Origin of the sequence: Pseudomonas baltica, assembly GCF_014235765.1 — a bacterium.
GTDB lineage: Bacteria > Pseudomonadota > Gammaproteobacteria > Pseudomonadales > Pseudomonadaceae > Aquipseudomonas > Aquipseudomonas baltica.
This window is the reverse complement of sequence record NZ_JACMYH010000002.1, coordinates 356,770-377,596: the sequence shown is the minus strand read 5'-3', so window position 1 is coordinate 377,596 and position 20,827 is coordinate 356,770. Positions and strand designations below refer to the sequence as shown.

At 63.8% G+C, this 20,827-nt stretch carries 18 protein-coding genes; 15 read left to right on the top strand and 3 right to left on the bottom strand.

Annotation, left to right across the window (positions count from 1 at the left end; translation table 11 throughout):
- Window positions 1–67 precede the first annotated feature (67 nt).
- Together H7993_RS11205 and H7993_RS11200 are read left to right on the top strand one after the other, a co-directional pair.
- Entirely contained in the window at window positions 68–2,182 is a 2,115-nt protein-coding gene (locus tag H7993_RS11205) for an ATP-binding protein (RefSeq protein WP_185794429.1), read from the top strand.
- Window positions 2,183–2,368: 186 nt separating this feature from the next.
- Window positions 2,369–2,830: a PA2169 family four-helix-bundle protein gene (locus H7993_RS11200; protein WP_122476136.1), complete on the top strand. Its 462-nt coding sequence runs from the start codon at window positions 2,369–2,371 to the stop codon at window positions 2,828–2,830.
- A gap of 94 nt (window positions 2,831–2,924) precedes the next feature.
- Here the strand turns inward: H7993_RS11200 and H7993_RS11195 are convergent, their stop codons facing one another.
- From H7993_RS11195 to H7993_RS11185, 3 genes are all read right to left on the bottom strand, one after another.
- Window positions 2,925–3,572 carry a S1 family serine peptidase gene (locus tag H7993_RS11195; RefSeq protein WP_185794428.1) on the bottom strand — a complete coding sequence of 216 codons (648 nt, stop codon included), beginning with the start codon at window positions 3,570–3,572 and terminating at the stop codon, window positions 2,925–2,927.
- Window positions 3,573–4,065: 493 nt separating this feature from the next.
- Window positions 4,066–4,989, bottom strand: coding sequence for a LysR family transcriptional regulator (locus tag H7993_RS11190; protein WP_122476139.1), 924 nt, complete (start codon window positions 4,987–4,989; stop codon window positions 4,066–4,068).
- The gene (locus H7993_RS11185) at window positions 4,986–5,960 is read right to left on the bottom strand and encodes a quinone oxidoreductase family protein (RefSeq protein ID WP_185794427.1); all 975 of its coding nucleotides are present in this window, start codon (window positions 5,958–5,960) and stop codon (window positions 4,986–4,988) included. The genes H7993_RS11190 and H7993_RS11185 overlap by 4 nt, the downstream gene beginning before the upstream one ends.
- Window positions 5,961–6,173: 213 nt before the next feature.
- Between H7993_RS11185 and H7993_RS11180 the strand changes: the two genes are divergently transcribed.
- From H7993_RS11180 to H7993_RS11120, 13 genes are all read left to right on the top strand, one after another.
- Window positions 6,174–7,193, top strand: a complete 1,020-nt coding sequence (locus H7993_RS11180; RefSeq protein WP_185794426.1) for an AraC family transcriptional regulator — start codon at window positions 6,174–6,176, stop codon at window positions 7,191–7,193.
- 219 nt (window positions 7,194–7,412) lie between these two features.
- The gene (locus tag H7993_RS11175) at window positions 7,413–8,801 is read left to right on the top strand and encodes an MFS transporter (RefSeq protein ID WP_185794425.1); all 1,389 of its coding nucleotides are present in this window, start codon (window positions 7,413–7,415) and stop codon (window positions 8,799–8,801) included.
- Window positions 8,802–8,813: 12 nt separating this feature from the next.
- Window positions 8,814–9,554, top strand: coding sequence for a nitroreductase (locus tag H7993_RS11170; RefSeq protein WP_122476147.1), 741 nt, complete (start codon window positions 8,814–8,816; stop codon window positions 9,552–9,554).
- The gene (locus H7993_RS11165) at window positions 9,551–11,203 is read left to right on the top strand and encodes an AMP-binding protein (protein WP_185794424.1); all 1,653 of its coding nucleotides are present in this window, start codon (window positions 9,551–9,553) and stop codon (window positions 11,201–11,203) included. The genes H7993_RS11170 and H7993_RS11165 overlap by 4 nt, the downstream gene beginning before the upstream one ends.
- Window positions 11,204–11,691: 488 nt before the next feature.
- Window positions 11,692–12,930 (top strand): urea ABC transporter substrate-binding protein, encoded by a 1,239-nt coding sequence (locus H7993_RS11160; RefSeq protein WP_122476150.1) that lies wholly within the window; start codon window positions 11,692–11,694, stop codon window positions 12,928–12,930.
- 10 nt (window positions 12,931–12,940) lie between these two features.
- Window positions 12,941–13,810, top strand: coding sequence for an ABC transporter permease subunit (locus H7993_RS11155; RefSeq protein ID WP_185794423.1), 870 nt, complete (start codon window positions 12,941–12,943; stop codon window positions 13,808–13,810).
- Entirely contained in the window at window positions 13,810–14,841 is a 1,032-nt protein-coding gene (locus H7993_RS11150) for an ABC transporter permease subunit (protein ID WP_185794422.1), read from the top strand. Before H7993_RS11155 ends, H7993_RS11150 begins: the two co-directional genes overlap by 1 nt.
- The gene (locus tag H7993_RS11145; protein ID WP_185794421.1) at window positions 14,838–15,563 is read left to right on the top strand and encodes an ATP-binding cassette domain-containing protein; all 726 of its coding nucleotides are present in this window, start codon (window positions 14,838–14,840) and stop codon (window positions 15,561–15,563) included. Before H7993_RS11150 ends, H7993_RS11145 begins: the two co-directional genes overlap by 4 nt.
- Entirely contained in the window at window positions 15,556–16,260 is a 705-nt protein-coding gene (locus H7993_RS11140; protein ID WP_185794420.1) for an ABC transporter ATP-binding protein, read from the top strand. Before H7993_RS11145 ends, H7993_RS11140 begins: the two co-directional genes overlap by 8 nt.
- Window positions 16,261–16,272: 12 nt before the next feature.
- Window positions 16,273–17,793 (top strand): amidase, encoded by a 1,521-nt coding sequence (locus tag H7993_RS11135; RefSeq protein WP_185794419.1) that lies wholly within the window; start codon window positions 16,273–16,275, stop codon window positions 17,791–17,793.
- Window positions 17,790–18,914, top strand: a complete 1,125-nt coding sequence (locus tag H7993_RS11130) for a transporter substrate-binding domain-containing protein (RefSeq protein WP_185794418.1) — start codon at window positions 17,790–17,792, stop codon at window positions 18,912–18,914. The genes H7993_RS11135 and H7993_RS11130 overlap by 4 nt, the downstream gene beginning before the upstream one ends.
- A 16-nt stretch (window positions 18,915–18,930) precedes the next feature.
- Window positions 18,931–19,545, top strand: a complete 615-nt coding sequence (locus tag H7993_RS11125) for an ANTAR domain-containing response regulator (RefSeq protein ID WP_185794417.1) — start codon at window positions 18,931–18,933, stop codon at window positions 19,543–19,545.
- Window positions 19,546–19,593: 48 nt separating this feature from the next.
- On the top strand, window positions 19,594–20,745 hold the full coding sequence (locus tag H7993_RS11120) for an iron-containing alcohol dehydrogenase (RefSeq protein WP_185794416.1): 1,152 nt from the start codon (window positions 19,594–19,596) through the stop codon (window positions 20,743–20,745).
- Window positions 20,746–20,827 lie beyond the last annotated feature (82 nt).

Here is a 20,827-nt window from a genome sequence, read left to right as displayed (position 1 = left end):
TGCCCGGTCCGTCGCCCCGCGCCGACCTGCCCTCGATCGACCATCCCATCACGGAGTCCCATTGCCGATGCACGCACCCGACGACGACCTGGATACCGGTGCCCACACCTCCGGCTGGGGACTGAGCCGTCTGCATGCCGCAACATCGGTCAGGTGGGTGGCCAAGCTGTTGTCGTGGGTGGCCCTGCTCACCGGTGCCACCGCGCTCTGCGAATACCTGCTGGGCCAGCCATTGCTGGGCTATCTGGTGCCGGGCCTGATGGGCATGTCGCCGTTGACCGCCATGGCGCTTTGCGCTCTGGCGCTTTCCAGCCTTCTGGGACGTCGCGCGCGACCCAGCTGGTTGCTTGCGGGCCTGGCTTCGAGCAGCGCATTCGCCTTGCTGGGCACACACCTGTTGCTCGGTGCAGACGTCTTGAGCCCGGCGGTGAACGCCTGGCTGTTTCCGCCTTCGGCGCTCCTGGTCGGTAGCGTTTCGCCGGCCACGGCGAGCTGCCTGGCTTTGCTGGGCGTGGCCCGCATGGCCCAGTTGGCTGGCCGCCACAAAGCCTGCGATGTACTTGCCCTGCTCGCCTTCGGCCTGGCCGGCATTGGCCTGCTGGGCTATGCCTACGGCGTCAAGGATTTGTACTCGGTGCTGCTGTTCAATGCCATGGCGGTCCACACCGCTGCAGCGCTGGCCTGCCTGGCTGTTTCAACGATGCTTTTTCAGGCCGATCAGGGTTGGCTTAACGTGGTCACGCTAAGCAACCGTGCAGGCGCAGTCACCCGTCGGCAATTGCTGCTCACGGCCATCCTGCCAGTGATCGGCTGGCTGTTGCTGTCGGCCATCAACGCTCGCGCCATCGGTGCGCCCGCCGCCCTGGCCCTGGTGGTGGCGACGGTGTTTCTGCCGCTGGTCATCCTGATCATCAAGGACGGCCGGGTCACGGCGCGCCTGGACCTGCAACGGCAGAAGCAGCGTCGCCTGGAAACCACCATCAGGCAGCGTCTGGAACTGGAGCTGGATCAGAAGCGCGCCGAACTGGAACAGGAGTCGGCGCAACGCATCGTCGCCGAACAGGTGATGAACCGCGCCCAACGCCTGGATGCAATCGGACAACTGACGGGCGGTATCGCCCACGATTTCAACAACCTGCTGATGGGCATTTCAGGCAACCTCGAGCTGCTGCATCGCCATGTAGAGAGTGATCCCAAGGCCTCGAAGTACGTGACTCGGGCGACGCTGTCCACGGAAAAGGGCATTCGCCTGACCGGGCAGCTGCTGGCGTTCTCGCGTACGCAACGGCTGAACGTATCGGCAGTCAGCCTTGCCGACACCGTCACTGCGGCCTTCGAACTGGTTGGCAACGCGCTGGGCCCCGACATCAATATCGACATGCAGACGCCTGACCGTAGCCTGTTCGTCAGCACCGACCCCCTGCAATTGGAAATGGCCATACTCAACCTCGCCCTGAACGCCAGGGACGCGATGCCCGACGGCGGCTGGTTCACCGTCAAATGCTCGCCGACTGCTCCGCCGGGTACACCGCCCAGCGTATCGATCCGGGTCAGCGACAGTGGTACCGGCATGTCCGCGGAAGTGCTGGCCAAGGCGTGCGAGCCGTTCTTCACCACCAAGGAATCGGGCCGCGGCACCGGGCTGGGCCTGGCGCAGGTCTACGGCCTGTGCCGTCAATGTGGCGGCGACCTGAAGATCACCAGTGAACCGGGCCAAGGCTCGACCTTCGAACTGGTACTGCCCATGGCCGAGCGTCCACGCGCGAATTCCATCAACCCGCAGCCGACCAGCGTCACGGTGGCGCTCGCCCCTCTCGCCCAACCGGTGCTGGTGGTCGACGATGACGACGCAGTGCGCACGGTGCTGGTCGACGATCTGCGAGTGCGGGGCTATCAGGTGCTCGAAGCCGATCGTGGCGGCAAGGCCCTGGCGATACTGGGCAACACGCGCTGCGCCGCGGCGGTCATCGATTTCCTGATGCCCGAGATGAACGGCGCCGAACTGGCGCGCAAGGCACGCCAGCTCGTGCCCCAGTTACCGATCATCTTCATCAGTGGCTATGCCGACACCCTTGCACTGGATGCCATCGCCGGCGCCGTGGTGCTGCGCAAGCCGTTCGAACTCGACGAGCTGGACCGACTGGTCAGGGAGTTGGCCGGCGCGCCTGGGCCCGATGCCTGACGGCGACGGACATTTGGCCGATTTGCGATCCACGACAACGTGCCGGAAAAGACTGGCAAGCCGCCCATTTCAAAAAAATCGGAACCTTCCGCCAAACAGGGCGACCTAAACACAGCGTACGTACCATGCCTACGCCATGGCTGCCTCTTGGGTCTGAGCCAGACCGTCCACCAAGGAGATTTTGAAATGACCGACGCTCATAAAGAAACGATCAAGGTACTCAACGACCTCATCGAAACATCGAAAGATGGTGAGGCTGGTTTCAAGGATCTCGCCGAAAACACCAACAACCCTGAGCTGAAGGCAGTCTTCGCAGCCGCCGCTTCCGACACCGCCAGCGGTGCTGCAGAACTGCAGAACGAAGTACGCAAGCTCGGTGGCGAACCCGAAACCACCACCAGCGTTGCAGGCGATCTGCACCGTCGTTGGGTCGACCTGAAGTCGGCCATCACCGGCAAGGACGACGTCGCACTGCTCAACGAAGCAGAGCGCGGCGAAGACGTTGCCAAGAAGAGCTACACCAAAGCGCTGGAAAACCATGACGTGACCCCTGAGGTACGCGCCGTGATCCAGAAGCAGTTCGATGGCGTCATGCGCAACCATGACAAGATCAAGGCACTGCGTGACGCAGCTCGCGCTCAGAAATGAGTGAGGGGCTTGGGCGGCTGCCAAGGCCGCCCGAGCCGTGCTTCTTCCGCAACGTCCCCCGCCTTGACAACACCCCCGCCTCCACCCGATCCCCTCAACGTGTCACATAGCCCATGACTGGGGCCGGTACTTTGACGTCGCCCTGAAAGCGATGCCATTCCTTGTCGATTTCCTTGTAGCTCATGAACACACTCACCCGCTTGGCGTCGGCCAGGTCGGTATTGGTCATGGACTGGGTGTAGCGCGTCGGCACGAATGCCACCGTGATACCGACTACCGAGCCGTCATCCGCATACACCGGACCACCCGACATGCCCATGGCGCTCGGACCATCGTGAATGGAATAGAGCACGCCATCGTTGAGGTTGCTGAGCAGCAACTTGCCTTCCTTCACCTTGCCGCTGCCTTTGACGGGCATCAACAGTGGACTGAAGCCGACGGCGGTGACGTTTTCGCCGACCGATGCCTGACGCCAGTGGGGAGCCGCAGCAGCCTTGCGCTTGATGAAGACCACATCGCCACGACCACGGTGCGCAACGTCACTGAGGTAAGGGGTGTGCTTGGCAGAAACCGCGTAATCCTCATTCCATTGCACGGCCGAGGCCTGATACAGGAGAGGGGCGGGAAGACTCGAGGTGACCATGAAAGCGTCTTTGTAGGCGGCATCGCTGACAAAGGGAGTTGGGATGCCATTGCAGCCGGACAGAAGCAGGCCGAACATCAGGCAGATAGATCGATTCATCGTATTCCAGTGTAGCAATCCCATTTCTGGGACTATTGAAGCAACCTTGCTTGCGTGGTTCTCATCCCTCTGGACAAGAATAGGTTCGCGTGCGCGAGCGTTTGTAAAGACCCTGGAAACCGGCGCGTTGATGCCGTGCGCTACGCGGTGTTCCAGGCCGCCATTGTTCCCTGGCGATCCTGTCGGATCGTGACTGACAGCGTGATCGGGTGTTGGTGGGCATGATCGCGAAGCATTGCGAGCCTTCGAACGACACGTCCGGCCAACCAAAACCACAACGCTCCAAAATTCAGGACGTAGTGGCCGATGATGCCATTATGACATCACCCATCTTTCACCGGCAACCGAAATAATGGCACATGGCCATTTCTTTTGCTTGCACAGTGAAAGGGGTATCGGACGGATCGAGGAAGTCTTTAATATCAATATGCTACTACTGTGACGTGGTTCCGATTTCGTTGGCGGACGCCAGCATGACCCTTGCGCCGCACATCTACTCCCAAGGCGGCCCATCGACGAAGTGCGATTCGATCCAGGCCTTGAATGCCAGGACGGTCGCTGCCGGAAACTTCGAAGAGGGTCGTATCAGGTAGATTCCGCCCACTGAGTCCAATCGCCAGTCGGGCAGTATCTGAACCAGGTCGCCGGACGCCAGCTGGCGGCTCATCAGCCATTCGCCCGCACCCAGAATGCCCGTGCCGGCCATTGCGGCGCTGAGCAGGGTTTCGCTGTCGTTGGATGTCAGGGTGCCTTGCGTGGTCACGCTTTCCTGACGGTCTGCGCGGTGCAGCTTCCATTCCGGAAACGAGGCCAGCCCGCTGAAACGCAGGCAGTTGTGCCTGACCAGATCTGCAGGCATCAGCGGCATGCCGCAGCGTTCCACGTAGGCAGGGGATGCACAGAGAATGCGGCGATGGTCGCAGAGCTTGTTGGCAATCAGTCGGCTGTCTTCCAGCTCGCCGATGCGCAGGGCCAGGTCATAGCCTTGCTCGATGATGTCGACGACGTGCTCGCTGTAGTCGGCAACGATCGACACACCGGGGTGTGCGCTCAAGAACTCGGGCAACAACGGGGCCACCCACAGGCGCCCCATGGCCGCTGGCAGCGCCAGGCGCAGGACCCCGCGCACCTGGGAAACGCCTGACGTGGCCTGCTGCTCGGCTTCGACGATCTGGCTCAGGGCTGAGCGCAGGCGCTGTTCCAGCTTGGCGCCGACTTCGGTAATCCGGACCTGGCGAGTGGAACGCTCCATGAGGCGCACGCCCAGCCGCTTTTCCATGGCGGCCAGACGCTTGGAGATCACCGTAGGATGACGCTGGAGCAAGCGACCGGCAGCGACGAACGAGCCTTGGCTGGCCACGGCCAGGAAGGCGGCGATCTCGTCGCTGTGCTGACTGTCGAGCAGGTCCGGGGTCATGGGGCGAGAATGATCGCCCCCGCGGACTGACCCGATTCGAGCGCCTCATGGGCGCGAGCCGCTTCGGTCAAGGGGTAGGTCTTCCAGATCCGCGGGGTGATGATGCCCGCCTCGACTGCCGCCAGGACGTCGGCTGCGCGCTCCTGGTATTCGGCGGTGGAAGCCGTGTGCGCGACGATGGAAGGCCGGGTCAGGAACAGCGAGCCCTTGCCGTTGAGGGTCGAAAGCTCGACCGCGCCGGGCGCACCCGACGATGCGCCGAACGACACCATCAGGCCGCGCGGACGCAGGCTGTCCAGCGACGCTTCGAAGGAGATACGACCAATCGGGTCGTAGACCACATCGACCTTGCGGCCCTGGGTGAGCTTCGCCACGTCCGCGGCGAGCGTGGCCGCATCGAATACCAGCACCTCGTCGCAGCCCACCGCCTTTGCCCGCTCGACGCTCTCGGGTTTGGACACCACACCGATGACGTACGCCCCCAGATGTTTGGCCCACTGCCCCATGATCTGGCCCAGGCCGCCGGCGACGCCGTACAGCAGCATCGTCGTACCGGGGCCTACCGGGTAGGTGGATTTCAACAGGTACTGTGCAGTGATGCCTTTGAACAACACGGCCGCGGCCTGCTCGAAGCTGACCCCGGCCGGCAGCTTCACCAGCCGTTCGGCCGGATAGAGCCTTTGCGCTGCATAGCCGCCCAAGGGCCCGGTGGCATAGGCGACGCGGTCGCCTGGCTGCACGTTGGTCACCCCTGGCCCCACCGAGATCACGGTGCCCGCGCCTTCCAGGCCCAAGCCGGACGGCAGCGGTACCTTGACCGCACCATTGCGCTGGGTGACATCCAGGTAGTTCACGCCCACGGCCGCCTGCTGCAGCCACGCCTGCCCTTCGCCCGGCGCCTGCTCGACCACGGTGTCTTCCCACAGCACGGAGGAATCACCGGGTTGATTGAAACGGATCACTGCGGCCATGTCGTTCACCAGTCGGTCAATAGTGCCGACGAGTATGGAAACGCGCCCAGCGTTACACAAGACGGTGAATCTGCAGTATATACCTGCACTGGGTGCAGCAATGATCAGATGACGATTGACCTGTTGTGCCCGGACCGATTGCCTGTCGTTGCAGGTTTGTTTACCGTTCAGGCCGCGGGTCGACACTCGGTGCATCGCTCACAGGGACACGTCATGGCTGTAGTTGCAGACAAAGGCACGACTTCCATAGGCCTGGTGCACGAAGCCCTGCACGGTGCAGTGCAGCGCGGATTCGACATCCAGCCGGTGCTGCGAGACGCGGGCATCGACCCAGGGTTGCTCGATGCGCCCCAGGCCAGAGTCTCCGCAGTCGCGTTTTCTCGACTCTGGATTGCGCTGGCCAATGCGCTGGACGACGAGTTTTTCGCCATCGACAGCCACCCGCTGCGCAGAGGCAGCTTTCGCCTCATGTGCCACGTGGCCTTGAGCTGCCACTCGCTGGAGCAGGCGCTGCGGCGGATCCTGATGTTTCTGCGCAGCGCCCTGGACGATGTCTACGGCGAGCTGACGTACGAAGACAACTCGGCGGTGCTGGTCATTCACGACCACGGCGTGGAAAGACGCCTGTTCAGCTATGGCACCTGGCTGATCCTGGTGCACGGACTGCTCTGCTGGCTGGGCGGGCGGCGCTTGCCTATCCAAAGCATCGGCTTCCGGCCGGCCCAACCTTTGGACGACAGCGACTACCGCCTGCGCTTTTGCGAGTCGCTGGTGTTCGGTGTCGCCCAGACCACCGTCCGGTTCGATCGCAGCCTCCTCGCCCTCAAGGTCGTGCAGACACCCGCAACCCTCACACCCTTCCTGGAAGAGTCGCCCGGCAATTTGCTGGTCAAGTATCGGAACGATGAAAGCACGGGAGCAAAGGTTCGTCAGAAGCTGCGCGGTGTGGATCCGGAGGACTGGCCCGAGTTCGACAAGTTGGCAAAATCGCTGGGCACGTCGAGTTCGACGCTGCAACGACGGTTGCACATCGAAGGCTTGAGCTACCAGCGCCTGAAAGATGATCTTCGTCGGGACATGGCCATCCATCTGCTGGGCCGTGAAGAGCTGACGGTCGTGGAAGTCGCACTGCAAACCGGTTTTCAGGATGCCAGTGCCTTCCATCGCGCGTTCAAGAAGTGGACGGGCGTAAGTCCCGGCTGCTATCGCCGCAACGAAGCCGATGAAACGTAGGCCTCACTGCTCCCCCTTCTGAAAGATTCACGATCCGTCCCTTTCCTGTCCCCACCCCGGACTGTCCAAACACCCCAATCAGAACGACGACTTTGGACATGGGCGTAGGCCATGCCGGCGCCTACGATAGCCGAACCCCAGCCATGGCCGCTGCCTATGGCCTGGTCGGCAGAACACCTGTGCACTTCAAAACAAAAATAAAACCGAAGGAGACACGCTATGCAACCCGTGAACGTTTTCGCGCTGGCAAAGGATTCAAGGTTCAACCGCTTCCATGGCCTGATCCTGTTCTGGTGCGTGCTCATCCTGATCATCGACGGCTATGACCTCGCCGTTGTGGGTGCGGCGCTGCCGGCCATCATGAAGGACATGAACATCGAGGCGACCAGTGCCGGCATCATGGCCGGCTCGGCGCTGTTCGGCACCATGCTCGGGGCAATTTTTCTCGGCACGCTGGCCGATCGCATCGGTCGGCCGAAAATGACGGCCATCTGCGTTGCGCTGTTCAGTCTGTTCACTGCGGGTGCCGGGCTGACCAACGACCCCATCAGCTTCAGCATCATGCGTTTCATCGCGGGGCTGGGCATTGGCGGCGTGCTGCCGATCTGCACCGCGCAGATGGGCGAGTTTTCGCCGTTGAAACTGCGCACACGCCTGGTGACGCTGGTATTCGCCGGTTATTCCGTCGGTGGCATCCTGGTAGCCCTTACCGCAAAACAGCTGATTGAAAGTCATGGCTGGCAATGGGTGTTCTACGTCGCGGGCCTGCCCGTGATCCTCATCCCGTTCATTCTCAAAAGCATGCCTGACTCCATCGGCTACATGCTCAAACAGGGCCAGCAGGACGCACTCAGGGAGGTGGCGCGAAAGCTCGATCCCGGCAACATGATTCCCGACGATGCGGTGATGGCCGGCAACCCGGAGATCCTCGACAAACAGGATTCCCCCGTGCGCAACCTGTTCGCCGATGGCCGCGGTTTCAGCACGGTCATGATCTGGGCGGCATTCATGACCGGGTTGTTCATGGTCTACGCGCTGAACTCCTGGCTGACCAAGCTGATGGCGATGGCGGGTTTCAGCCTGGGTTCGGCACTGAATTTCGTGATCGTGTTCAACGTCGGTGCCATTGTCGGCGCGCTGGGCGGTGGCTGGCTGGGCGACAGGTTCAACATCAAGCGTGTGCTGGTGTGCTTCTACATCGTCGGCGCCCTGGCGCTGGTCATGCTTGCCTACACCCGCTCGCCGGGCCTGCTCTACGCCGTGGTGTTCACGGTCGGCGCATCGACCTTGGGTACGCAACTGCTGGCCTACGCCTACGCCGGCGATTTCTACCCTTCGACCATCAGGGCCACCGGCGTCGGCTTTGCATCGGGCGTGGGCCGCATAGGCGCCATCGTGGCCCCGGTACTGATCGGTTGGTTGATCTCGATGCACTTGCCGCTGGAGCAGAACTTCATGGCCATCGCCCTTGCCGGGCTGATCGGTGCGGCGGCGGTTTCGCTGATCAATCAGTCCCTCGCCGATTCTTCCCAGGCACGCTCGACCCGCCGCGCGCCATCGGCCACCGACAGTGCGGCCTTGAATCCTGCAACCTCCAAATCCACCTGACTGGGGGCACTTATGAATCGACTGTCTCAACCGCCGTCAAGCCCCGCCCTGGTTGTGGAGGCTGTGGACTGGGCGATCAGGTCTCGGCGCAGCATCAGGGCTTTTCTTCCCGACCCCGTGGCCCAGGAAGACGTGGAAAGCATCCTCGATGTCGCCCGGTTCTGCGCGACGGGCGTGAACATGCAGCCTTGGCGTGTGCACGTGGTCACCGGCGACGCCAAACGGCAGCTGTCCAACGCCATAGCGGATATAGACAACGATCCCGCCCATGCCAACCAGCTGCTCGACCCCTACGAGTACTACCCCAGAGAGTGGGTGACGCCCTATGCGGACAGGAAAAAGAAAGTCGGCTGGGAGCTGTACGGGCTGCTGGGCATCGCCAAGGGCGACAAGCAGCGCATGCATGAGCAGCACGGCCGCAACTACCGGTTCTTCGATGCGCCGGTAGGCCTGCTGTTCACCATCGACCGCGTGCTTCAGCAAGGAAGCCTGCTGGATTACGGCATGTTCCTGCAGAGCGTGATGGTGGCTGCCAGGGCTCGCGGGTTGCACACGTGCCCTCAGGCCGCCTTTCTGAAGTATCACCACGTCATCGCCGAAGTCCTTGGCATTCCCGACGAGCAAATGCTGGTCTGCGGCATGAGCCTGGGCTATGCGGACGCGTCCAGTGTCGAGAACGAGCTGGTCACCGAGCGCGAACCGGTCAGTGCATTCACCACCTTTCATCACAATAACAAAGAGACTCGCCCATGAAGCCTGCAGCCCTCAACGAGTGCCTCGACAAGACCCCGGCCAATCACCTCCCCCTGACCCCGTTGGGGTTTCTGGAAAGGGCTGCGTTGGCCCATCCGACACGGGCTGCGGTGGTGTATGGACCCATCACGCGGACTTGGGCGCAGACGCGCGAGCGCTGCTTGCGACTGGCCAGTGCTCTGGTCGCTCGAGGATTGGGCGCTGGCGATACCGTCTCCATCCTGTGCCCGAATACGCCGGCCATGCTCGAAGCGCATTTTGGCATCCCGTTATCAGGCGCAGTGCTCAACACCATCAACTGCCGGCTCGATGCCGAAGGCGTGGCGTTCATTCTCAGGCATGCCGAGTCCAAGGCCATTCTGGTGGATCGCGAATACGCAAGCCTGGTTGCGGCGGCGCTCGAGCGGCTGGATCAGGCGCTGATCGTGATCGATATCGACGACCCCTTCGCGCCGTTGGGGCCATCGATCGGCGTGGTGGGTTATGAAGAGCTGCTCGCCAACGGCGATCCGGACTTCGCCGGCGTCTGGCCTGTCGATGAATGGCACCCTATCGCCCTGAACTACACCTCCGGTACCACGGGCGATCCCAAGGGGGTCGTCACCAGCCACCGCGCGACCTATCTGATGAGCCTGCTGCAGATGACCAACTGGCCGCTGCCGCGTGCGCCGCGCTACCTGTGGACGCTGCCGATGTTCCACGCCAACGGTTGGTGTTTTACCTGGGCGATCACCGCAGCGGCGGGCACTCATGTGTGCATGCGCAAGGTCAGTGCCGAGGCCGTGTTCGATGCCATCGATACCCACGGTGTGGACCATTTCTGCGCCGCACCCGTGGTCATGGCCATGATTGCCGATGCGCGTGATCGCGAGGTGTTGCGATCACCTGTGCGCGTGCTCACGGCCGGCTCCCCTCCACCGGCTTCGGTGCTCAGCGCGGTGGTTGCACTGGGCTTCGACGTGGATCATGTCTACGGCATCACCGAGGTATCCGGCACCCCGGTGAGCTGCGTGTGGCAAGACGGCTGGGACGCGCTGACGGACAGCGAACAACGCGCATTCCGGGTTCGCCAGGGCACGCGAGCGGCAACGTTCGAAGGGATGATGGTGGCGGATCCGGACACCTTGATCGCGGTGCCGCACGATGGTGTCACCACCGGCGAACTGTTGCTGCGCGGCAATACCGTGATGATGGGATATCTGAAGAACGCGTCGGCCACCGGCAAGGCCTTCGCGGGTGGATGGTTTCATACCGGGGACATCGCGGTGGTGCACGAAGGCGGCTACGTGCAAATCACCGATCGTTCCAAGGATGTCATCATCTCAGGCGGCGAGAACATCTCCTCGATCGAAGTCGAGGATGTCATCCACTGCCATCCCAGCGTCCTGCACGCGGCTGTCGTGGCCCAGCCCGACGACAAATGGGGTGAGGTGCCGTGCGCGTTCATCGAGCTGAAGGCCGGTGTCGCGGCGCCCACCGGTGCCGAGCTCATCGCGTTCTGCCAAACGCGCCTGGCCAGGTTCAAATGCCCGCGACAGGTCATCTTCACGGAACTGCCGAAGACGGCCACGGGCAAAATCCAGAAATTCGTGCTGCGCGAGCGCGCAGGCAGCAAGGCTGCCATCTCGAGGCTCGCGTCCGGAGGGTGAAGCCGTTCGTAGGTGTGCGTTCAATACAGAGGGGCAGTGTTCGACCCATGCTGAGCACTGCCTCCCCTGTTACCCATCAGTTGGACCCTGCCCGGTTTGAGTGCAGGATTCCCATTCTGGAGCACACTATTGCGCTCTCAAAAGCGCACCAACAGAAAATATTTAGTGAAAACATCCAGTTACTGACAGCGGCCTGATTATTGCTTCGTTTGAGACGTTGCGCCCCACGCGACATCTGTTTCCTCCAGCGGCCCTCATGCCCTGGGCGACCCGGCCCCAACGATGCGGCTGCGGTCACAAGCGAAACGCTCGACACCCGTTCAGCCGACAGCGTCGTCGGTACGTGAGATCAGGCCCTACCCCCCTCGCCTGCATCTCATCCAGCCCCCACTCCATTCCTGTTTCCCGGTGCTTGCACGGGCAGCCCCTTCGGCTGTGCGCAAACCGGCAGGCGATGGCACGCAGGGCTGGTTCCAGGAGCACTGAGCATGGCTATCAATCGTCGTACCTTCCTGCGTTCGTCCGCCATTTCCGCTGCCGCACTGTCGGCGCTGAGCTTCAAGAGCCTGTCGGCCTTCGCCGCCGACGACGCCATCAAGATCGCCTCGCTGTACGACAGCTCGGGTGGCCTGGACATCTATGGCAAGCCGATCGTGGACGCGCTGACATTCGCCACCGAGGAACTCAATGCCCAGGGCGGCCTGCTCGGTCGGCCGTTGAACCTGATCAAGTACGACACCCAGTCCAACATGCAGCTGTACGCGCAGTACGCCCAGCAGGCGGCGCTCAAGGATCGTGCCGCCGTGGTGCACGCGGGCATCACTTCGGCGTCACGCGAAGTGGTACGGCCGGTACTGGACCGCTACAAGACGCTGTACTTCTACGACAACCAGTACGAAGGCGGCGTGTGCGATCGCAATTTCTTCGGCACCGGCGTGACGCCGGGGCAGACCGTGGAGAAGCTGGTGTCCCACGTGACCCAGAAGTGGGGCAAGAAGGTCTACATCGTCGCGGCGGACTACAACTACGGGCAGATCGTCACCGCCTGGGTGAAGAAGTACGTCGAGCAGGCCGGTGGGTCGAGCGTGGGTATCGAGTTCTTCCCGCTGGACGTGACCAACTTCGGCGCGACCATTTCGAAGATCCAGGAAGCCAAGCCGGACTTCGTCTGGTCGGCCCTGGTCGGTGGCGCGCACATGTCGTTCTACCGCCAGTGGAAGGCCGCCGGCATGACCGGCAAGCTGCCGATCGCCTCGACCACCTTCGCCGGTGGCAACGAGCACATCGTGCTCTCGCCCGAAGAGTGCAACGGCATCCTGATCTGCCAGAACTACGTGCAGGAACTGCAGACCCCGCTCAACACGGCGTTCGTCGAACGCTTCCACAAGCGCTTCGGCGCCGACTACCCGTACATCACCGAACTGGCCATGGGCGCCTACCAGGGCATGATGCTGTGGGCCGAGGGCGTGCGCCAGGCCGGTTCGATCGAACGCATGGCGGTCATCGAAGCGCTGGAGAAAGGCATCAGCCTGGACCTGCCCAGCGGCAAGGTCAGCATCGACCCGGCCACCCACCACTGCATTCTGGACGTGCACATCGCCGAGGTGCGCGATCGCCGCCTCGAGGTGGTTGAAAGCTTCGCCCAGCAGGCCCCTTCGGACACCGCCGCGGTTTGCGACCTGATCAAGAACCCCCGTGATGCCAAGCAATACAGCATCGCGCTGTAAGGAGACGGACATGGATTGGGCTGCGATTTTTTCCCTGCAGATAGTCGGTGCCATCGCCACGCTGGTGCTGCTCAGCATCGGCCTGGCGGTGGTGTTCGGCATGATGAAGATCATCAACCTGGCGCATGGCGAGTTCATGATGCTCGGCGGTTACGTGGCCGTCCTGGCCACCCACCACTGGCACGTGCCGATCTGGATCTCGATCCTGGTGCTGGCGCCGCTCACCGTGGGCCTGTTCGGCATGCTGGTCGAGCGCCTGCTGATACGCCACCTCTACGGCCGCATGATCGACACCATGCTGGCCACCTGGGGCCTGAGCCTGGGGCTGACCGGTGCGGCGACCATGCTGTTCGGCAACACCACGGTGGGCATCAGTTCACCGTTGCCGGGCATTACCCTGGGCGCCTATCAAACCAGTGGCTACGGACTGTTCGTGATTGCCGTGGCCGTGGCGGTCCTGCTGGGCCTGTGGGCGCTGCTGCGCTTCACCCAGTTTGGCCTGTGCGCGCGGGCGACCATGCAGAACGCCAAGATGGCTGCCGCCCTGGGCGCCAACCCCGGGCGCATCTACAGCCTTACCTTTGGCCTGGGTGCGGCCTTGGCCGGGCTCGGCGGCGCGGTCCTCGCGCCACTCACCGGGGTGATCCCGACGCTGGGCGCCAGCTACATCGCCAAGGCCTTCATCACCGTGATCGGCGGCGGCAGCGCGGTCATCACCGGCACGCTGAGTGCGGCCGGCGCGTTCGGCGTCATCAGCCAAGTGGTGACCTTCTTCAGTACCCCGGTGTTCGGTGAAGTGGCCCTGCTGCTGGCCGCCATCGTGCTGATCCGCGTGTTGCCCCAAGGCATCACCGGTCGTTTCTTTCGGAGGGCGTTCTGATGCCTGTCGCATTTCGTGATCTGCTGCCGGTGCTGGGCTGTGTGCTCGCCGCCGTGCTGGTCGGCGTTCTACCGCAGTGGCTGGACCTGTTCACCCTGCTCTCGCTGACCATCTACCTGGTCATGGCCTTGCTGGCGCTGAGCCTGGCGTTCATCTGGGGCTTTGGCGGCATCCTGTGTTTCGGCCAGGCTGCGTTCTTCGGCCTGGGTGCCTATGCCTATGCCATCGGCGTGCTGAACATCGGCGACAGCACCTGGCCGGTGCTGCTGGCCATTGCCGTACCCGCACTGTTCGCCGCGGCCATGGGCTATTTCATGTTCTATGGCGGCATCAGTGATGTGTACCTGGGCGTGATCACCTTGGCGGTGACGTTGATTCTGTTCAACGTGATGAACTCCACCTCGGGCAGCGAATACCACATCGGCAGCGCGCTGCTGGGTGGTTTCAATGGCATTCCGGCGATCCCGACGCTCAACGTGCCGTTCGATCCGCAGCGCGTGCTGGAACCTGAAACCCTGTTCCAGGTGATCGGCGGCGCCTTGATTCTCTGCTACCTGGGCCTGCGCGGGCTGCTCGCCAGCCGCTTCGGCAAGGTGGTCGTGGCCATCCGTGAAAACGAACAGCGTGCCGGGCTGCTGGGCTACGACACGCGCCTGCACAAGCTGATCGTGTTCAGCCTGGGCGGCGGCATTGCCGGGCTGGCGGGATGCCTGTTCGCCAACTGGGGTGCGTTCGTCAGCCCGGGCGTGTTTGGCCTGGCACAGTCGGCGCAGATCATCATCTGGGTCATCGTCGGCGGCCGCGGCACCTTGTTCGGGCCGATCCTGGCGTGCATCGGCCTGCAGGCACTGATGGCGCGACTGGGTGAACAGCAAACGGTCGACAGCGGCCTGGTGCTGGGCGCGATTCTGCTGACCTTTGTCATGCTGCTGCCGCGCGGCCTCCTGCCAAGCCTGGGGGCTTTGGCCTCGCGCCTCTTCAAGCGCCGCCCGCCGCCCAGCCCTGTCGTGCCACCGGAGAGCGTCGTATGAGCGTGCTACTGCAAACCCAGGGCCTGGGGGTCAGTTTCGGGGGTGTTCACGCCGTCAAGGCAGTGGACTTCACCCTTCACAGCGGTGAGCTGCGCTGCCTCATCGGCCCCAACGGGGCGGGTAAAAGCACCTTTTTCAAACTGCTCAGTGGGCAGTTGAAGCCGACCCACGGCACCTGCCACTTTCAGGCCAGGCGCATCAGCGGCCTGCCCCCGCACCGCATCGCCCGCATGGGTATCGGCATCAAGACCCAGACGCCCAGCGTGTTCGACGGCCTGGATGTATTCGAGAACCTGCGGCTGGCCGCCAGCCGTACGCAGAGCGCCGATCAGGCCCGGCAAAGCGCCGAACACACCCTGCAGCGCATCGACCTGGCCGAGCACCGTCATCGTCTGGTCGGCGACCTGGCCCACGGTAAGCGCCAATGGGTCGAGCTGGGCATGATCCTGGCCTCGCGGCCGACGTTGGTGCTGCTGGACGAGCCGGCCGCCGGCATGACCTATCAGGAAGTGCGCAAGACCGCCGAGCTGATCAAGGAGATCAATGCGCACAGCACCGTGGTGGTGGTCGAGCACGACATGGAGTTCATTCGCCTGATCGCCGGCACGGTCACCGTGTTCAACCAGGGGGCCATTCTCGCCCAGGGCAGCTTTGCCGAGGTGACCCAGGACCCGTTGGTGCGCGAAGCCTATCTGGGCAAACAGGAGATCAAACATGCTTGAAGTCAACGGATTGTGTTCCGGCTACGGGCGCGTGCCGGTGTTGCGCGACATCGGTCTGCGCAGCGCCACCGACAGCTGCATCGGCGTGCTCGGCCGTAACGGCATGGGCAAGACCACCCTGCTGCGCGCGCTGATCGGCGAGTTGCCGGCGCTGTCAGGCAGCGTGCGGTTCGCCGGCCACGACCTGAGCCGCGCCGATGCCAGCCAACGCGCACGCGCCGGCATCGGCTACGTGCCCCAGGGCCGGCAGATCTTTCCGTTTCTCACCGTGGGTGAAAACCTGCGCATGGGCTGCGTGAAGCACTTCGCCGAGGCCGGCGCCACCATCGAGCGGATCCTGACGTATTTCCCGCGGCTGCAACGGCTGCTCGACCAGCCCGGCGGCGCGTTGTCGGGCGGCGAACAACAGCTGCTGGCCCTGGCTCGCTGCCTGTGCGGCAACCCGAAGCTGATTCTGCTCGATGAACCGACCGAGGGCATCCAGCCCTCCATCTGCGACGAGATCATCGAAACCCTGCAGCGCCTGCGTCGCGAACAGGGCCTGGGGATCATTCTGGTGGAGCAGGACATCGACTTCCTGACGGCGCTGGCCGACCGCATCCTGATCATCGAGAACGGTCGACTGGTCGATGAAGTCGACCCTGCCAGCACCACCACCGAAGCGCTTGCCGAGCGTTTCATGGGCTTTCATTCTTAAGGATTCATCGTCATGTCCATTCAACGTCCAACCCAGGCCGAGCTTGCCGAAACCGGCAACCAACTGGGCCTGCATCTGCCAGCGCCGTTACTGGCGCAGTATGCCGACATCCTCGAAGCGGTCTGGCAGGACTATGACCGCCTGGATCAGCTGCAACCGGTCAGCCTGCCGCAGCGGTATCCCAGGAATGCCGGGCAGATTCCCGCCCCGGCGCAAAACCCCTACAACGCCTGGTACGTACGCACCGACCTGCACGGCGCTGCCGACGGCACCCTGAGCGGCAAGCGCATTGCCCTCAAGGACAACATCTGCCTGGCCGGTGTGCCCATGATGAATGGTTCGTCGACCCTGCAGGGTTACGTGCCCGATGTCGACGCCACCGTGGCCACGCGCGTGCTGGACGCCGGCGGCAGCATTCTGGGCAAGGCCCATTGCGAGTTTTTCTGCGTCTCGGGCAGCAGCCACACCAACGCCACCGGCGCAGTGCACAACCCGCGCAACCCAGGGCATTCCACCGGGGGGTCGTCGTCGGGGTGCGCCGCGCTGATCGTCGCCGGTGAAGTGGACCTGGCCATCGGCACCGATCAAGGCGGCTCGGTGCGCATTCCAGCGGCCTACTCGGGCATCTACGGCATGAAGCCGACCCACGGCTTGGTGCCCTACACCGGCATCATGCCCATCGAAATGACCCTGGACCACGCTGGCGTCATGAGCGCCACGGTGGCCGACAACGCACTGATGCTCGAGGTGCTGGCCGGCGCCGACGGCCTGGATCCGCGCCAGGATCGGCAGATGCCGGTGCAGGCCTATACCCAGGCCCTGGGCGCAGGTGTTGCGGGCCTGCGCATCGGCGTGGTCAGCGAGGGCTTCGGCCACGCCAATTCCGAAGCCGATGTCGACGCCGCCGTGCGCCGCGCTGCCGGTCTGTTCGCCGAATGGGGCGCGCTGGTGGAAGAGGTTTCCATCCCCCTGCACGCACTGGGCCATGCCATCTGGACACCGATTGCCGTGGAGGGCACCACGCAGCTGCTGCGCGGCTACAATTATGGTTCCAATTGGAAGGGCTTGTACGTGGAGAGCCTGATGCGCGCGCAACAAGACTGGCAACAGCAGGCCGACGCCTTCCCTCACGATCTGAAAACCTGCCTGCTGGCAGGCCACTATGCCCATCAGCGATTCGCCGGCCAGTACTATGCCAAGGCGCAGAACGCCGCACGCCAGCTGCGCGCCGCCTACGACGAGCAGTTGGCCCGCTACGATCTGCTGCTGATGCCGACCGTGCCGCTCAAGGCGCCCAAGCTTCCCGCAGCCGATGCCACGCCCGCAACCTGGGTTACCCGTGCCCTGGAAATGAACGCCAACACCGCACCGTTCGATGTGACCGGCCATCCGGCCATGTCGATTCCCTGCGGGCTGGCGCAAGGGTTGCCGGTGGGTTTGATGCTGATCGCCCGCGATTACCATGAGGCGACCCTTTACCAGGCTGCGCATCACTTCGAACAGCATATCGATTGGGAAAGCCTGACCTCATGAGCGGCGAAGACTACAAGGTAGGCCTGCTGTTTTCCCGGGCCAGCCTGACGGCGGCGTCGGAAACCGCCCAGGCCAACGCCACGCACTTGGCCATCGCCGAAATCAACGACGACGGCGGCCTCGGCGGTCGGCGCCTGCAGGCCGTCGACGGCGATCCCGGCGCCGACCCGAACGACTACCGCGACAGCGCGCTGCGCCTGTGCGACCAGCAACAGGTGCAGGTGCTGTTCGGCACGCACATGTCGAGCACACGCAAGGTCGTTCTGCCGGTGGTCGAAAGCCGTCGTCGATTGCTGTTCTACCCAACCCTGTACGAAGGTTTCGAATACTCGCCGTACTGCTTCTATACCGGCTCGGCACCCAACCAGAACTCGCTGCAGCTGGCCCGCTACGTGCTGGAAACCCATGGCGGGCGGGTGCTGTTCGTCGGGGGCTCGTATGTCTACCCCTACGAATCGAACCGCATCATGCGCGAGCTGTTCGAACAGGCCGGCGGCGAGGTCGTCGACGAGATCTACCTGCCTTTCCACGCCACCGCCGAAGATTTCGACCGGGTCATGCAGCGGGTGCGCGAAACCGCTCCCGACGCCATCTACTCGACCATCGTCGGCAGCGACATTCCGTCGCTGCACCGCGCCTATCGCCAGGCGGGGTTCGATCCTGCGGTCGTGCCCATCGTCAGCCTGGCCACCAACGAGGTCGACGTGCAAGCCATGAGCGACGAGGAAGCCGAAGGCCACATCTCCGCCGCGCCCTGGTTCTCGACCTTGCAGACGCCGGCCAGCCAGGCGTTCGTGGCACGCTACCGTGCGCGCTTCGGCGAACACGCCGCGATTACCTCGGGTGCCGAAGCGGCCTACTTTCAGGTTCATCTGTTCGCGCAAGCCGCGCGCCGCGCGTGCGACGACTCAGTGCAGGCCCTGCGCGAAGCACTGGCCGGGGCAAGCTTCGAGGCGCCTCAAGGCACCGTGCAGATCGACGCCCAGACCCAGCACACCTGGCTGTGGCCGCGCATCGCCCGGCTCGACCAGCGACGGCGATTCCAGCTGGTGCTGGAGAGCGCCGAAGCCGTGCAGCCTAGCCCCTATATGGTCGACTATCAGATGGACGTGCAGCCATGACCTGCCGGAGGCCGAGATGACCAGCGCGCCGTCCCTGCTGCGCGAACTCAAGGGCCTGCGCGTACTGGTGATTCACCCACAGGACGGTGAGGCACGCATCGTGCTCGACCAACTGCAGCGCATCGGCTGCATCGTCGAACAACGCTGGCCGGTGCCCACCACGCTGCCCGAAGCGGTCGACGTGGTGCTGCTGGCCGTGGAACTGAGCCAGCGGTTGAACACGCAAACCTTGGTGGAAGGCCTGAGCGAGCAGGCGCCGCCAATCATCGCCGTGGTCGGTTACGAGAACCCGTCGATGCTGCAACTGGTGCTGGAGACGCAACCGGCGGCGGTCATCGAGCGGCCCCTGCGGCCCTTCGGCCTGCTGACCCAGTTGCTGATGGCGCGGGCCGCCTGGCGGGCGCGCATCGACATGCTCGCCGAGTTGCGCAAGCTGCAAAGCCGGCAACCGGCCGTGTCGAAAATCTCCATGGCCAAGGCGCTGTTGATGGCGCGCCATCGCCTGGGCGAGAACGATGCCCATCGGCGCCTGCAACGCGAAGCCATGACGCGCCGCACCAGCATGGAGGCCATCGCCCAGCAGATCATCGATGCCGATCAACCTGCCGAACCCGAACCGCCGCTGCCGTAGCCCTGCGCTGAAACAGCGCCCCCAACCACAAGAATACGAGGTCACCCCATGCAAGGATTCACCTTCAGCAGCACTGCCCACCTCATCTGCGCCACCGGCAGCGCCGCCGCCCTGGCCGAACAGTGCGTCAGCCGCGGCGCCCAGCGGGTATTGCTGGTCACCGATGCCGGCATCCTCAAGCACGGCCTGCTCGACAGCGTGCTGCCGGGCTTCGCCACTGCGGGCATCGAACTGGCGGTGTACAGCGACGTGCTCGCCGATCCGGCAGAGGCCCTGGTGCTGGCAGCCACCGAGCAGGCCCGGGGCATGCAAGCCGACCTGATCGTCGGCTTCGGCGGCGGCAGCTCCATGGACACCGCCAAACTGGTCGCCTACCTGGCACACCCTGGGCAGCGGCAGAGCCTGAGCGACATCTACGGCGTGAACCAGGCCACCGGCCCGCGTTTGCCATTGATTCAGGTACCCACCACCGCGGGCACGGGTTCGGAAGTCACGCCCATCTCCATCGTCACCACGGCCACCGGCAAGTCCGGCGTGGTGGCGAACCAGCTGTTGCCGGACCTGGCAATTCTCGACGCGCAATTGACCATCGGCCTGCCCGCCCCGGTCACCGCTGCCACCGGCATCGACGCCATGGTGCATGCCATCGAGGCCTACACCAGCAAGCACCGCAAGAACCCGCTCTCCGACCTGCTGGCGCGCGAAGCCTTGCGCCTGTTGGCGGCGAACCTGGAACGCGCGGTCAATAAACCGCAGGACCTGGAAGCCCGCCAGGCGATGTTGCTGGGTGCCTGCCTGGCCGGCCAGGCCTTCGCCAACGCACCCGTCGCGGCCGTGCACGCCCTGGCCTACCCACTGGGCGTCAGCTTCCACCTGCCCCACGGCCTGTCCAATGCGCTGGTACTGCAGCAAGTGCTGCGCTTCAACCTGCCGGCCGCCCAAGACCTGTACGCCCAGCTGGCGCCCTTGGTGCTGGGCGATCGCCTGCAACCGGGCGATGCGGCGCAGCAGTTCATCGACGAACTGCTCAGGCTTCATATGGCCACCGGCCTGCCGCTGCGCCTGGGTGATGCCGGAGTGACCCGCGAGAGCCTGCCGGAACTGGCTCGCAGCGCAATGCTGCAACAGCGCCTGCTGGTCAACAACCCGCGCGAAGTCAGCGAGGCCGATGCACTGGCGATCTATACCGCGGCGTTCTAGGTCGCGGCCGAACACCGCGCCTCCCGTGCTGCACGGCAGACAGCCCCATACCAAGGGGCTGTCTGCCTGCGAGCAACCCATC

Excerpts from the sequence above, each read along its gene's own strand:
- H7993_RS11205 (WP_185794429.1), top strand. The coding sequence starts at position 68 with ATGCACGCACCCGACGACGACCTGGATACCGGTGCCCACACCTCCGGC.
- H7993_RS11200 (WP_122476136.1), top strand. The coding sequence starts at position 2,369 with ATGACCGACGCTCATAAAGAAACGATCAAGGTACTCAACGACCTCATC.
- H7993_RS11195 (WP_185794428.1), bottom strand. The coding sequence starts at position 3,572 with ATGAATCGATCTATCTGCCTGATGTTCGGCCTGCTTCTGTCCGGCTGC.
- H7993_RS11190 (WP_122476139.1), bottom strand. The coding sequence starts at position 4,989 with ATGACCCCGGACCTGCTCGACAGTCAGCACAGCGACGAGATCGCCGCC.
- H7993_RS11185 (WP_185794427.1), bottom strand. The coding sequence starts at position 5,960 with ATGGCCGCAGTGATCCGTTTCAATCAACCCGGTGATTCCTCCGTGCTG.
- H7993_RS11180 (WP_185794426.1), top strand. The coding sequence starts at position 6,174 with ATGGCTGTAGTTGCAGACAAAGGCACGACTTCCATAGGCCTGGTGCAC.
- H7993_RS11175 (WP_185794425.1), top strand. The coding sequence starts at position 7,413 with ATGCAACCCGTGAACGTTTTCGCGCTGGCAAAGGATTCAAGGTTCAAC.
- H7993_RS11170 (WP_122476147.1), top strand. The coding sequence starts at position 8,814 with ATGAATCGACTGTCTCAACCGCCGTCAAGCCCCGCCCTGGTTGTGGAG.
- H7993_RS11165 (WP_185794424.1), top strand. The coding sequence starts at position 9,551 with ATGAAGCCTGCAGCCCTCAACGAGTGCCTCGACAAGACCCCGGCCAAT.
- H7993_RS11160 (WP_122476150.1), top strand. The coding sequence starts at position 11,692 with ATGGCTATCAATCGTCGTACCTTCCTGCGTTCGTCCGCCATTTCCGCT.
- H7993_RS11155 (WP_185794423.1), top strand. The coding sequence starts at position 12,941 with ATGGATTGGGCTGCGATTTTTTCCCTGCAGATAGTCGGTGCCATCGCC.
- H7993_RS11150 (WP_185794422.1), top strand. The coding sequence starts at position 13,810 with ATGCCTGTCGCATTTCGTGATCTGCTGCCGGTGCTGGGCTGTGTGCTC.
- H7993_RS11145 (WP_185794421.1), top strand. The coding sequence starts at position 14,838 with ATGAGCGTGCTACTGCAAACCCAGGGCCTGGGGGTCAGTTTCGGGGGT.
- H7993_RS11140 (WP_185794420.1), top strand. The coding sequence starts at position 15,556 with ATGCTTGAAGTCAACGGATTGTGTTCCGGCTACGGGCGCGTGCCGGTG.
- H7993_RS11135 (WP_185794419.1), top strand. The coding sequence starts at position 16,273 with ATGTCCATTCAACGTCCAACCCAGGCCGAGCTTGCCGAAACCGGCAAC.
- H7993_RS11130 (WP_185794418.1), top strand. The coding sequence starts at position 17,790 with ATGAGCGGCGAAGACTACAAGGTAGGCCTGCTGTTTTCCCGGGCCAGC.
- H7993_RS11125 (WP_185794417.1), top strand. The coding sequence starts at position 18,931 with ATGACCAGCGCGCCGTCCCTGCTGCGCGAACTCAAGGGCCTGCGCGTA.
- H7993_RS11120 (WP_185794416.1), top strand. The coding sequence starts at position 19,594 with ATGCAAGGATTCACCTTCAGCAGCACTGCCCACCTCATCTGCGCCACC.